Genomic DNA, 14,413 nt, shown 5'->3' on the forward strand with positions numbered 1-14,413 from the left:
ACTTGTTAACTATTTAAATGCTTATTCGCCTCGCGCCAACTTAAAGCGGCGAAACGCTCTTGATGCTGCTCCATAAATAGAATCACCCAATCCGCATCAGCCTTTGCATAATCCCTCAACGCCCAACCAATCGCCTTATTAATAAAAAACTCTTGGCTTCCGAAATTATTACAAATACACTGACTCAATAAAGATTGATCGGTCGCTGTTTTCATACCTAACTGATGAATGATCGCCGCTCGACGTAACCATAAATTACCCGACAAACTCCAGCGCAACATCTCTTGCTTTAAAGTGGGAAATTGATGTACGAGATAACCAATCGTCTTCACTAAAGCATCCACGCTATCCCACCAAGACTTGGTCACAACTAACTGTTCCAAGTGCTTCAAATCTTCCGGCAACAAACAAACTTTGAATCGTGCCAAATAATCAGTGGCTACATTTTGAAACTCACGCTCCGGCGCTTGCCAACACGCCTCAACAAAAGCCCAATCTAACTGTCCACCAGCCTTTAAACGCTGACGTTCATCCTGAAAGAAAGGCTTCGTCAATAAACGACGCGGCTTCGCCTGAATCCCCAGAAACTCAAACTGATTGCGCATATACTTCGCCATATGAAAGGCATTCTCCGCATCTCGTTGCCCCCGCAATACCTCAAACACATCCATTTCCTCACCTCACATTCTTATTTAACTATTTTAACACGAACCCAGCCAAAATACGTCTCAACATCACTCTGTAAAAATAATCGCCTTATGATAATTATAACTATTTTGTAAGAAATCCACGGTTTTTAAATTATGTTTAGTAGTTTCAATTGATAACCCATCGATATTTCCGTTGGAATGCTGAGCGAAATTCAAAACTTGGTAAATCAACATAAATCTTATCATCAAAAAAGCAACCAGAATTATTCTGATTGCTTCAACGAATTTGGTTAATGAATTAAAATTTAGTCAGTCACACGGGCAATTTTCCCTTGTTGGATATACACTGATAGAATCGCAATATCCGCTGGGTTCACGCCGCTGACACGGCTAGCTTGTCCAAGACTGCTCGGCATAATCATCTTCAAACGTTCACGTGCTTCGTTAGCTAAGCTTTCAATCGCATCATAATCAATATCGTGCGGAATATGCTTCTCTTCCATTGCTTTCACCTTGTCGACTCTTTGAATCGCTTTGCGAATATATCCTTCATACTTGATTTGAATTTCAACTTGTTCAGCTGTTTGACGATCTAATGGCGCATCTTCTCTTGGAACGAGTTCAACTAAATCAACATATTTGATTTCAGGACGTTTTAATAAATCAACCGCTAATATTCCATCTTTCAGTGGAGTCGAGTTAACTTTTTCAAACAATTCTACTAAACCAGGCGTCTTGATCGTTAAGCGTACCGCTGATAAACGTTCAATTTCTTCCGCTACTTGGTTTTTTTTCAATTGGTAAGCAGCGTAACGTTCTTCATCGATTAAGCCTAATTGATAACCCACTTCTGTTAATCGTAAATCTGCATTATCGTGTCTCAATAATAGACGATACTCAGCACGTGATGTTAAAAGACGGTAAGGCTCAGTTGTCCCTTTTGTGACTAAATCATCAATCATCACACCGATGTAGCCTTCACTACGTTTCATGATGAAAGGCTCTTTATCTTGCGCTTTTAACGCCGCATTTATTCCAGCAATTAAACCTTGGCCAGCTGCTTCTTCATAACCACTTGTCCCGTTGATTTGCCCGGCTGTAAATAAACCTGGAATATCCTTAGTTTCAAGCGTTAAGCGCAATTGATGAGGAACAACCACATCATATTCAATCGCATAACCTGGACGCATTAATTCAGCACGCTCCATCCCTTTAACTGAACGAATCATTTGCAGTTGAACGTCCTCTGGTAGTGAAGTTGATAAACCTTGTACATACATTTCTTTAGTGTTTAAACCTTCTGGTTCAATAAAGATTTGGTGACGTGGTTTATCACTGAAACGTACAATTTTATCTTCAATTGATGGACAGTAACGAGCGCCGACGCCTTCGACCATGCCACTAAACATTGGCGCACGGTGTAAGTTAGCTTGAATAATTTCATGTGTTTCTAAGTTAGTATGTGTTAACCAACATGGTACACTTTCCGCTTTGTAAGCTTCATCTGGTGTTTCAAACGAGAAATGATTTGGTGCATCATCTCCTGGTTGTATTTCTGTTAAATCAAAATCAACCGTGTCATGATGAATTCTAGGAGGCGTTCCTGTTTTGAAGCGTACTAATTCCAAGCCTAATTCTAATAAGTTTTCTGATAACTTAATGGATGGAATCGTATTGTTGGGTCCTGATGAATAACTCAAATCACCAATAATAATTTTCCCACGTGAAGAGGTTCCGGTTGTTAAGACCACAGCATCGGCACGATAAATCGCACCTGTGTTCGTACGTACACCTTGACACACGCCATCTTCCATAATTAATTCATCTACTAGACCTTGTCTTAAATCTAAATTATCTGCATTCTCAAGGACATCTTTCATACTTGCTGCATAGGCATGTTTATCTGCTTGAGCACGTAAAGCTTGAACCGCTGGTCCTTTACCAGTATTCAAGAGACGCATTTGAATATAAGTACGGTCAATATTACGACCCATTTCGCCACCTAATGCGTCAATTTCTCTTACGACGACACCCTTCGCCGGTCCACCGACTGAAGGATTACATGGCATAAAAGCCACCATCTCTAAATTTAATGTTAGAAGTAATGTTTTACTCCCCATTCTTGCTGCTGCCAAAGCTGCTTCGGATCCAGCATGACCTGCTCCTACAACAATGACATCGTATCTACCTGCTTCATATGTTTGCATTGTATTTTCCTTTCGTTATTCTAGTAAAATGTAACCGACTCATCGGTTAATTGATCGTCTACATAAGTAAATTGTGCTGAGAAGTAAGGTTTATCTTCCAGAATCCATTCTAAGAAGGTATAATCCCCTTCCCAAGTTGGTTTCTTCAGAATCTCATCATACGCTACCCATTCTAAAGTTCCTTCGTCACATTCCGCGATTAATTCCCCTTCGAATTCCGTCACACGGTAAACAAAACTATACCAGTCCTGTCCATCTTGAGTGAAATTAGGAAACGTAATAAAGCCCTTCAAGTCTAACTTCGTTGCAGTTAAACCTGTTTCTTCTTTTATTTCACGAATCGCACAAGCTTCAGGTGTTTCACCGGCTTCAAATTTACCGCCGACACTGACCCACTTGCCTTCGTGAATGTCATTTTCTTTCTTATTACGGTGGAGTAATAAAAATTCTGAGCCATTATCAATATAACAAATCGTTGATAGTTTCATATTCATTTTATCCATTCATCCTCACTCGACTTTAAAACTATTTCCCTAAACAGAATTGACTAAATAATTTATCTAATAATTCATCTTGAACACTTTCACCCGTAATTTCACCTAATAAATCCCAAGCTTTTGTGAAATCAATTTGAATTAAATCGACCGGAATACTCATTTCAGTCGCATCAATCACTTCATCTAACGAATCAATCGCTTGTTGTAGAAGTGATGTATGACGCGTATTCAATAAATAATTAATGTCACCCGCTTGTAAGTTACCTGAGAAGAATCTCGCTTCAATTTGCGCTTCTAATGCGTCTAAACCTGATTCATTCAGCATTGATGTCATCAATAATTCATCCTCAGACACCTGATACTCTGTTAACATATCTGACGTTAAGACTGGAGCTAAATCTTGTTTGTTCATCAAAATAATACGATTCTGCGCTTGAGTAGCTTTCAATAATTCAATATCTACTGGCTGTAATGCTTCTGATTGATTGAGAACAAGGATAATTAAATCGGCCTTTTCCATTACAGCACGACTTTTTTCCACGCCGATTTGTTCAACAACTTCATCCGTTTGGCGAATCCCGGCAGTGTCAATCAATTTAAGAGGCACACCGCGTACATTGACATATTCTTCAATCGTATCGCGCGTAGTCCCAGCAATCTCTGTTACGATGGCTTTTTCCATCCCCGTCAGAATATTTAACAAACTAGATTTTCCAACATTGGGACGACCAATAATCGCAGTATTAATTCCTTCTCTAAATAATTTACCATGCTGCGCTTGATGTAAAATTTTCTCAATTTGCTGTTTAACCGATTTGGCTGTCGCATTCAATTGTTGAGATGATAATTCCTCAACATCATCGTATTCTGGATAATCAATGGTCACTTCCACTTGCGCCAAAGTTTGTAACATCTCATGACGTAGACTGCGGATTTTAGTCGATAAACTCCCCTGTAATTGATTAACCGAAGCTTCCATAGCTTTTGACGTTTTCGCTTGAATCAAATCCATGGTTGCTTCTGCTTGTGATAAATCAATACGGCCATTCAAGAACGCACGCTTTGAAAATTCGCCAGGTTCGGCTAAACGCGCACCTGCTAATAAAGTCATCTCTAACACTCTTTGAACTGCAACAATACCACCGTGACAGTTAATCTCGACAATATCTTCACGCGTGAATGAACGTGGCCCTCGCATCACGCTAACCATCACTTCATCCACCACTTGAGCTGTTCTAGGGTTTTTTATGTGCCCATAGTGAATGGTATGACTCGCCACCTGATTTAAATCCTTGCCCTTAAAGACCTGGTTTGCAATCTCAATTGCTTCGTCCCCACTTAAACGTACTATCCCAATTGCGCCTTCACCTAAAGCGGTCGAAATCGCTGAAATTGTATCTGCTTGATACATTTGATCGTCTCCTTCCTAGTCTGAATCTATATAAATGTCCACAAAAAAAGTGCCTAAATTAACCCCTGTGTTTTAAGGAGTTAATACGCACTTTGACTGCTAATATTCATTTCGATATGCATTATAACAAATCTTTTCAAGTAAATGCAACCTTACGCCAATTGTTATGAAAAATTTAGTATTTATAAAATAATTTACATTTCATATACTTACAATTCGTGGTAAAATAGGCCTCGAGAGGTGTTAACATGAACAAATTTGAAAAAATATACTTAGATATTGAACAAAAAATAAAATCAGGAGAGTATCCAATTAGTAGCTTAATTCCGAGTGAACATGAATTAGCTAAACATTACGGCGTTTCACGCGAGACAATTCGAAAAGCCCAAAAGTTATTGTTAGAGAATGGTTTTATTCAAAAGAAACAAGGTCGCGGCTCCATCGTTTTGGACTATCACCGCTTCTCTTTACCCGTCAGTGGTTTAGTTAGTTATAAGGAATTACAACTTGAACAGAATATTAATTCAGTAACACGCATCATTCAAAACGAAAAAATCGCTGCACCAGATTTTCTCATTGGGCAAAACGGGGTCAAAGCGACTGAACAATTTATCCACTTAATTCGCACTCGTGAAATTAATGAAGAAGTCATGATTATTGATGAAGACTATATTCGTTGCGAGGTAGTTGAGCATATTCCAAATGAAATTGCTGAAGATTCTATCTATCAATTTTTCGAAGATGACTTAAACTTAATCATTGGCTATGCGACTAAAGATTTCATCGCTGAAAAGGCTAGCGCACTCGACATCGAGTTAATGAATTTAAATCCAATGGATTATGTCATAAGTGTCAGTAGTAATGTTTTTCTAGAAGATACTACTTTCTTCCAACATTCTATCTCGCACCATCGCCTAGAAAAATTCAGTTTCTCTGAATTTGCTCGTCGCAAACCAAGACTAAACGCCTAATAAAAAAGATACCTGATCCGACTATCTCAGATAGTTAGATCAGGTATTCTTTAATTTATTGATTAATTTGCGAGCCAACTCGCATCAACTTGATAAATGCCATTCTCTGGATACGCTAATGTGTCTGGTAACAGACCAACTGTATTAACTGTTAGCCGGACTTGCGTTACGTCAAAATAATGACCAACGGTTGTAACAATTGCAGGAATAATGCTGGTTTCCGTACTTGGATGTTGATTAAAAGCCGCTACTACTCCAGCTGAAAAATCAAGATTCGCTACCCCTGATTCATCCACAGTTAGGCTATTTACGACAATATCGTCGGTAATCCAGCCTAAATCAGTAAATAAACGTTGAAACGCGCGTGCTAAAGAATCATTTGTTTGATAAGCAAAAGGTACTTTCTCTAAGCTTAGTAAGTACTCACCTTCTGTTTGCGGCTGAGCCACATCACGGTTCAAAATCATCATCACTTGATGGGAATTACCTGTCACTTGCCAGAATTGTTCGCCCGTTGAAACTTCAGCGTTATCAACATAGCGCGTCAAAATTAAACCATCGCCACTTGCATAGTACTGTCTTAAATCATAAGCTTCAAAAGGCGTTGAAACTTCAACTACTTCAGTATATTGTTGCTCACCCAATGTCAGACTTTCATACAATCCGACAATTTGACTCGTGTGAGTACCATCGTAAGACCAAGTCGTGCCGACTGCCACTGGTGCACTCAATAAGGTTAAATTGGCATCGGGTGTAGAGCTAACATCTTGCGTTAGATTCTCAAACAAGGCAATGTTCTCATGACGTGCAGTCAATTGAATGGCCTGTTCAGACCACTCGTAGATATTAACATAATTTGTAGCGCCTACTATTTCTCTCACTTGCATCACGCGATTGCTTTCATCGAAGAAATCAACATAAGTTGTATAAGAACCACTCTCATTACTAAATTGTTTTAATTGATAGGCAACATATGGTAGATAATTACTTAATTCAAGTGTTGTGCCTTCAGGCAACTGTGTCCAACTACTTGGATCCAACTCAGCTAATGTCACTGTCTCTGGCACATCTAATATGGACTCCGTTTGAGCTGTTTCCGATATTGTATCTGCGTCAACATTATTGCTTACTTCTGAAGATTGAGCACGTTTCTCTTCAAGTTTAGCCTGATTTTCTTCACTCAATTGGATCATTGGTTCAGAGCTACAACCGCTCAGCAAAATAAATACGCCGATTAATAGCCATTTAAATTTGAATTTGAATTTTATCATCAGTTCGTCTCCTCAAAATAAATACACTATATTATACCATATATTAGAATGGTCTTCGAAGTTTATTTCATTTTTTTGGCTTAGTATCGCGGATGTTTGGCTTCTTTATCGAAAAATTGCTGACTAATAATCGATATAACAATTAAAATCGCAAAGGGTATGACCCAACCTAATTGTAAGCTATACAATGGTAAATAGGCTCTAAATCCTTCTGTAATGATTGGTATTGAAATCGCTGCAGATTCTAATGCTGTCACTCCACTAATTAATGCAACGGCATAAACAGTGATTTGATAAGTGATGCGACTATATTTAAACCAATCGCGAGTTAATTCCATAATAATCAATACGATAGCGGCTGGATAAATAAAGACTAAGATTGGGACCGATATTTTTAAAATGGTATTCAATCCAAAGTTAGCTGTCACAAAACTCCAGACTACAAAAATTGTTAAAAATGTTCTGTAGCTTAACTTTGGCAATAGTAGATTGAAAAACTCTGATAATGACGTCAGTAAGCCCACGCAAGTATTCAAACAAGCTAATGTAAAAATCACTGCTAATAAAATCGCCCCAACTTGACCAATTGCCATGATAGTCGAATTTAATAAAATTTCCGCTCCATTGACAGTGTCAGGGAAGTTGCCACTAGTTGAATGACCAATAAAAGTTAATATCCAGTAAATTGCCCCTAAGAAAACTCCAGCTAAAGCACCCGCGCCAATTGTCATTTTTTGAAGTTGACTAGATGATAATTGGAATCTTTGTAACGTATTCGCAACAACTAAACCAAAGACTAATGCTGCTAAAGTATCCATCGTGTCATATCCTTTTAAGAATCCACCTATAAACGCGTTTGCTTCATAAACACCCGTTACGGCAGATAAACTTTGTGTATCACTTGTCACAACAAATATAAACATTATCGCGATTAAAGCCATTAAACTAGGTGTAGTTATTTTCCCCATACGACTCATTAATTTATTCGGATTCAAGCATAGCCAATAAGCTACCGCAAAGAATATGAATGTATACAGTAAGCGTGGTAACAATAAATTAGCATCTGCTAGTAAATAGGGTGTTACGATCAATTCAAATGGTGTGCTGCCCGCACGCGGAATAGCCAAACCAGGTCCAATCGCTAAATAAGTCGCAATTGTAAACACATAACTAAATAACCCATCAACACGACCCGCTAATTTCTGAATGCCTCCTGATTTAGCAATCGAAGCCACGCCTAATACTGGTAAGACAATCGCAGTTGTAACAAAACCTGCCCAAGCAATCCATACATCACTTCCAGCTTCTTTTCCTAATAAAGGTGGGAAGATTAGATTTCCAGCTCCAAAGAACATGCCAAATAACATGACTGAAATGGCAATGAAATCATTTATTTTAATTTTTTTCATGGTCTTATCCTCTTCATCTAAAAGTATTAATTAATATAATACATGTAATAAACGAAAAATTCAGTAAGAATTATAAGAAAACTAAAATAGCCTGAGTTGAAAAAACAACTCAGGCTAATTCTGTCATTATTTATCAAAAAGGAATGCGACCGTTTCGTAGGGTGCGAATGTGATTTCATCTTTTAATGCTTCCATTGGCCCATTACCGATTAATTTGTCGGCTGTACGTCCTTTGAATTCTTCAGGCAATTCCAGTGAAATAGTTTCACCATAGAAATTACTCATGACTAATAATTGTTGCTTATCTAATTCACGAACATAGCCCATGATTTGTGGATGTTCCAATAATAAACCACGATACGTTCCACTCGCAATAATCTCATATTCCTTACGTAGACGAATTAACGCTTGGTAATAAGGGAATATTCTGCCATTTTCTAATTCGTTTTTGACATTAATTGTTTTGTAATTATCAGCAACTTTCAACCATGGTTTTCCGGTTGTAAAACCAGCATTTTCTGAGTCATCCCATTGCATTGGTGTCCGACTATTATCGCGCGATTTAGCAAGAATGATTTCAAAAGCTTTTGCTTCTGAATAGCCTTTATCCAACATAATTTGATAATTATTATGCGTCTCGATGTCGTTGTACTGATCAATGGATGTATAATCTGGATCTGTCATACCAATTTCTTCACCTTGATAAATATAGGGTGTTCCTCTTAGAAACTGAATCGTTTGACCTAACATCGATTGTGTTTCAAATGGGTAATTCACCACATCTCCAAAGCGACTATTTGCACGCGGTTGATCATGGTTGTTTAAGAATAAAGCATTCCAACCATTTCCATTTGACATACCTGTTTGCCATTCGTTTAGAATAGCTTTTAATTCAAGGAAGTCAAATGGCGTTTTGCTCCATTTCTCTCCATTTTCATAATCTACTTTTAAATGATGGAAATTGAAAATCATGGATAATTCTTTTTCTTCTGGATTGGTATAAAGAATCCCTTGTTCTACGCTTGTAGAAGACATTTCACCTACAGTTGTAAAACCAGCTTGTTGACCAAATGTCGCAGCATTCATCTCCTGAATCCACTCGTGTACGATTGGTGTGTCAGTGTAAAGTAATTTTTCTTGAGTAGAATTCGGAACTTCACTATCAATCATTACTTCATCTTTACCAATAACGTTTAACACGTCAAAACGGAAACCTTTGACACCTTTATCTAACCAGAAATTGACCACTTCGTGAAGTGCTTTTCTTACTTCTGGGTTATGCCAATTTAAGTCAGCTTGTGTGACATCATATAGTCGAAGATAATACAAATCAGTTTCACCAAATGGTTCCCAAGCCGGTCCTCCAAATTTAGAATGCCAATTTGTTGGCAAACTGCCATCTGCTTTTGCAGGTCTTAAATAATAAAAATCTTGGTAATATTTATCTCCAGCTAAAGCTTTTTGGAACCATTCATGTTCTGTAGAAGTATGGTTTAACACCATATCCATCATTATTTCGATATTTCGCTTACCAGCTTCTTCAATTAATTCTTCAAAATCAGCCATCGTTCCGAAAGACGGATCAATGTCCACATAATCACTAATATCATAACCATTATCATTCTGTGGTGAAGGATAGAATGGATTCATCCATATCATATCAATCCCTAATTTTTGTAAATAATCTAATTTTTCAATGACACCTTTTAAATCACCTAAACCATTACCATCTGTGTCATTAAATGATTTTGTATACAGTTGGTAGATGACTTTCTTTGCTAATTCCATAGCTAGAAATCCTCCTGACCGTTATTTGTTTGAGTTGTTAAAGAATGGGATATCAAAGTTTAATCCTGCTCCTGTTAAGAAATTAGTCTTCTTAAATAGAATTGTTAGCACAATTGGTACGATTAAAGCGACTAACATTGCGACAATGAACATAAACATTGAGTCAATATGAATCACTAAGAAACCTGGTAAACCACCAACGCCAATTGAGTTAGACTGAATGTTAAAGGTTGTTGTAATAAAACCGGCAATACCAGATCCAATCATTGCTGCAACGAATGGGTAAATATATTTCAACGTAACCCCGAACATTGCTGGTTCTGTTACACCTAAGTAAGCTGAAATAGCTGATGGTAATGTAATTTGTGATTCTTCTTTGTCACGACGTGTTAACCACCAAACACCTAATACTGCTGAACCTTGCGCGATGTTTGACAAAGCAATCATTGGCCATAGTCCTGTTGTGCCTGTATCTGCAATCAATTGAGAGTCGATGGCATTTGTCATATGGTGTAAACCTGTAATAACTAATGGAGAGTATAGTGCTCCAAATAAAGCACCAAATAACCAACTTAATGAGCCTTCTAATCCAGCTAATACAACCATCGAAATTTTATCGCCTAGCCACCAACCTACTGGACCTAAAATTGTATGCGATAAAATTACTGCTGGGACTAAAGCTAAGAATGGTACTAAAATCATCGATAATACTTCTGGAACAACTTTACGCCAGAATATCTCTAAGTAGCTTAAGGCAATACCGGCAAACATCGCTGGTAATACTTGAGCTTGATAACCAATCATATCAATTTGGAAGATACCGAAATCCCATTGTGGAACTGAGCCATCTGCCAATGCGCCCGCTGCTCCATATGCATTTAATAATTGTGGTGATACTAAGGTAATCCCTAATACAATACCAAGAATTTGTGTTGTGCCTAATTTACGTGTAACTGCCCATGTAATACCAACTGGTAAGAAGTGGAAAATTGCCTCACCAATCAACCATAAGAAATGGTTCACTCCGTTCCAGAATTGGTTAACATCTACAATTGTATTGTAACTCGGAGAGCCATCTGCAGTTGTCATCGCAACACCATCGACAATCTTTTGGCCTAAGCTTTCAAATGGAACACCTTCTAGAATATTACGAAAACCTAGAATAAGCCCCCCAACAATAATTGCTGGAATAATCGGTGCAAAAATCTCAGCCAAGAATGTCATGATTTTTTGCCACCATGATTGATTTGACTCAGCAGCTGCTTTTACATCTGATTTTGACACGCCACTGACACCCGACACAGCAGTAAAATCTTTATAAAATTCGGATACATTATTACCAATAATTACTTGAAACTGACCTGCTTGTGTAAAACTCCCTTTGACTGAAGGTAATTTTTCGATTGCTGAAACGTCTGCTTTTGCTGGATCATTCAGTGCAAAGCGCATACGTGTTGCACAGTGTGTAACAGCGTTGATGTTATCAGAACCACCGATTTTTTCCAGTAATTCTCTAGCATCTTGTTCAAATTGTGACATAATCCTTCCTCCTAAAATTTAATTGTCTATACAACTTCGACGTCTTCATTGTAGCTTGAAAGCGATTTAGATGCAACTTTCAATTTCTTCTATGTGAAACGTAGCAAATGTTCTAACTAACACAACTACAGCAACAAAGTAAGCGCATACACTTTGTTTTTAGTATGCATCAAATTTGAAAAATTCTCAAATATGAAGTCTTTTTTCATTAATATATTTTGAAAATAAAAAATCCTTCAGTCAGATTTCTCTTACCAAAGGATTGTACAAATTTAGTTTGTATAGTCTACTACCAAATATCTATTTGGATCTTTACCTTCTGAATGCGTCTTAACGTGCTCTATTTTACTCAAATAAGCATGAATTTGCTTGCGTTCATAAGCTGGTAAAGGATCTAGTATAACAGCTTGTTTCGTACGTAAAACTTGTTCTGCTGTACGTTGAGCGATTTGCTCTAAAACATTAGAACGACGATCACGGTAATCACCAACATTTAATAACACTGAGACACGACGGCGATCATAACGATGCAATAAAATTTGTGCTAACGTCTGTAAAGAATTGATAATCTTACCATGCTTTCCAATAACTAAACCTGATTTATTGGTTTTGATATTAAAAATAACTTGATTGCCTTTTTCTTCAAACGTAACTTTAGAATCAGCGCCATAAGTATGCAGAACATCCTCTAAATATCGCGCTACAATTAGACGTGCCTCTTTATTGATTTCAGGACGTTTACGCTTATTCTCTTCTACTACTTGCGTTACTTCAGCTTTAGGCTTGTCTTGAACTTCTGCCTTTTTTACTACCGGTTTCTTTACTTCAGCTGGCTTTTTAACTGGCACAGCTGGCTTTTCTTTGACAGTTTTGACTTCCGGCTTAGGTTCAACTTTCTCTACCTTAGTTTCTACAACCTCTACTACAGAGCTTGCTTCACTTGCTAGGTTAGCTTCTTTTTCAGCCCTTACTTCTTTTTCTAATTGATCGGTTAATTCTGCCATTGTTAATTCAATTTTTGCACTAATTTCAACAATCGCATCTTGTTTCCCGAATCCAAAAAGACCTTTTTTACCTTCACTAATCACATTTATATTTGCTTCAGCTTCTGTAATGCCAAGTTTTGTTAAACCAATTTTAATCGCTTTTTCAACTGTTTCAGCTCTGACCGTTGTACTATTTTCTAACATATAACGTTCCTCTCTCTGAGTTTATTGATTGATTAATTATTTTTTCTTTTTAGTTGCACGTTTTAATGCTCGACGTAATTCACGCTGGCGTTCTTTTTCAGCTTCTACTTTTGCTTCACGTTCTGCAATAATTTTATAAGGATTATTAAATAAGAATGTTTGCGCTAAAGTAATTGTGTTTGAAATTACCCAATATAATGTAACAGCACTTGGTAATCCAACTGAAATGAATAAAATCATTGCTGGCATTACATATGTCATCGCAGTTGTTGCACTATTTTTAACTGGATTAGCTTTCATTGTGAAATATGAGTTAGCAAACGTTAATGCCGCGGCTATTACAGGTAAGATAAAGTAAGGATCTACTTGACCTAAGTTCGTCCAGAAGAAATTACCTTGTTGGATTTCTTGTGTACTTGTAATGGAGTTATATAAAGCTATCATTACAGGTAATTGAATTAGCATCGGTAAACAACCAGCAAATTGATTAACGCCTCTTGCTTCCATCAGCGCTTGTTGTTCAGCTTGCATCGCTTCCATTGAAGCACGATCTTTATTTGGGTATTTCTCTTTGATTGCATCTAATTCTGGTTGAATTTCTTGCATTTTACGCGTTGAGTTCGCTTGCATTTTATTCAACGGGAATAATAATAAACGAATAATGATCGTGAAGACAATAATACCCATTGCATAGTTATTACCGAATAGACCCGATAACCACAACAATACACGCGATAAATTCGCTATGATATAGGTACTCCAAAAACCATCACCGCTAGTTTCTGCACCACTACTTCCGCAAGCTGTTAAAAACAAAATGACACTTAACATAATGGCTATTTTTAACCATTTACTATATTTTTTTTCCATTCAAACCTCCTAGAGACTCTTTAACTTTGTTTGATCGAGAATGTTTGCTAATTTCATGATATGAATCATCGATTTTTTTACTTCAAAAAAATCTTTATCACAAATATCTTTTCTTGCAATTAATAGAATATCAATATCTGGTTTAATTGCTGGTTCAAGTTCGTGCAAGGCTTGACGCAAATAACGTTTGATTTGATTTCTTTTGACTGCATTCCCCATTTTTTTACCTACCGATAATCCTACTCGAAAATGTACTTGTTCTGGCTTAGGATAAACATAAAGTACTAACTGCCGGTTGGCGATGGATTGTCCATCATGGAAAACCTTCTGAAATTCTTTTTCTGATTTAACTCTGTATGCTTTTTTCAATTTATTCCCTCATTCTCACTGCAAACATTCACTTCAACATATTATAGCTAATAATTACACAAAAGAAAAACCGAATCAGCTATTTTTTAATGTTTTAGCTTAAATAAAATAAAAAGGTTCTATAATTTTTAGTGTTGGTGAGAAATCATCAGCACTATTTTTGTATACACAAAAAGCCAGTGATTTCCGTTATGATGTAAGTACGACCAAACACATAAGAAAGGAAATCGACATGGCTTAC

General features: G+C 37.2%; 12 protein-coding genes. 1 reads left to right on the forward strand and 11 read right to left on the reverse strand.

Going from position 1 to position 14,413, the window contains the following annotated elements:
- Window positions 1-5: 5 nt before the first annotated feature.
- From GF867_RS05565 to mnmE, 4 genes are all read right to left on the reverse strand, one after another.
- A complete protein-coding gene (locus tag GF867_RS05565) occupies window positions 6-671 on the reverse strand; it encodes a DNA alkylation repair protein (protein ID WP_153832119.1) in 666 nt (221 codons plus the stop codon).
- A gap of 284 nt (window positions 672-955) precedes the next feature.
- Entirely contained in the window at window positions 956-2,857 is a 1,902-nt protein-coding gene (gene mnmG, locus GF867_RS05570) for a tRNA uridine-5-carboxymethylaminomethyl(34) synthesis enzyme MnmG (protein WP_153832120.1), read from the reverse strand.
- 20 nt (window positions 2,858-2,877) lie between these two features.
- A complete protein-coding gene (locus tag GF867_RS05575) occupies window positions 2,878-3,351 on the reverse strand; it encodes an NUDIX hydrolase (RefSeq protein ID WP_375774013.1) in 474 nt (157 codons plus the stop codon).
- Between the two features lie 31 nt (window positions 3,352-3,382).
- Window positions 3,383-4,765 carry a tRNA uridine-5-carboxymethylaminomethyl(34) synthesis GTPase MnmE gene (gene mnmE / locus GF867_RS05580; protein WP_153832122.1) on the reverse strand — a complete coding sequence of 461 codons (1,383 nt, stop codon included), beginning with the start codon at window positions 4,763-4,765 and terminating at the stop codon, window positions 3,383-3,385.
- A gap of 248 nt (window positions 4,766-5,013) precedes the next feature.
- Here mnmE and treR point away from each other — a divergent pair, with 248 nt between their 5' ends.
- Window positions 5,014-5,736 carry a trehalose operon repressor gene (treR, locus tag GF867_RS05585; RefSeq protein ID WP_153832123.1) on the forward strand — a complete coding sequence of 241 codons (723 nt, stop codon included), beginning with the start codon at window positions 5,014-5,016 and terminating at the stop codon, window positions 5,734-5,736.
- Window positions 5,737-5,798: 62 nt separating this feature from the next.
- Here the strand turns inward: treR and GF867_RS05590 are convergent, their stop codons facing one another.
- The 7 genes from GF867_RS05590 to rnpA all read right to left on the reverse strand — a co-directional run bounded on the left by GF867_RS05590 (window position 5,799) and on the right by rnpA (window position 14,172).
- Window positions 5,799-7,007: a GerMN domain-containing protein gene (locus tag GF867_RS05590; RefSeq protein ID WP_153832124.1), complete on the reverse strand. Its 1,209-nt coding sequence runs from the start codon at window positions 7,005-7,007 to the stop codon at window positions 5,799-5,801.
- Between the two features lie 80 nt (window positions 7,008-7,087).
- Entirely contained in the window at window positions 7,088-8,416 is a 1,329-nt protein-coding gene (gene brnQ / locus GF867_RS05595) for a branched-chain amino acid transport system II carrier protein (protein ID WP_153832125.1), read from the reverse strand.
- A gap of 126 nt (window positions 8,417-8,542) precedes the next feature.
- A complete protein-coding gene (treC, locus tag GF867_RS05600) occupies window positions 8,543-10,204 on the reverse strand; it encodes an alpha,alpha-phosphotrehalase (RefSeq protein ID WP_153832126.1) in 1,662 nt (553 codons plus the stop codon).
- A 21-nt stretch (window positions 10,205-10,225) separates the two neighbouring features.
- Window positions 10,226-11,743 carry a PTS system trehalose-specific EIIBC component gene (gene treP / locus GF867_RS05605; RefSeq protein WP_153832127.1) on the reverse strand — a complete coding sequence of 506 codons (1,518 nt, stop codon included), beginning with the start codon at window positions 11,741-11,743 and terminating at the stop codon, window positions 10,226-10,228.
- Window positions 11,744-12,015: 272 nt separating this feature from the next.
- Entirely contained in the window at window positions 12,016-12,933 is a 918-nt protein-coding gene (gene jag, locus GF867_RS05610) for an RNA-binding cell elongation regulator Jag/EloR (RefSeq protein ID WP_153832128.1), read from the reverse strand.
- A gap of 36 nt (window positions 12,934-12,969) precedes the next feature.
- Window positions 12,970-13,803: a YidC/Oxa1 family membrane protein insertase gene (locus tag GF867_RS05615; protein WP_153832129.1), complete on the reverse strand. Its 834-nt coding sequence runs from the start codon at window positions 13,801-13,803 to the stop codon at window positions 12,970-12,972.
- A gap of 9 nt (window positions 13,804-13,812) precedes the next feature.
- Window positions 13,813-14,172: a ribonuclease P protein component gene (gene rnpA / locus GF867_RS05620; protein ID WP_153832130.1), complete on the reverse strand. Its 360-nt coding sequence runs from the start codon at window positions 14,170-14,172 to the stop codon at window positions 13,813-13,815.
- Window positions 14,173-14,413: the final 241 nt, after the last annotated feature.

This window comes from Fundicoccus ignavus, from assembly GCF_009659375.1.
Classification (GTDB): Bacteria; Bacillota; Bacilli; order Lactobacillales; family Aerococcaceae; genus Fundicoccus; species Fundicoccus ignavus.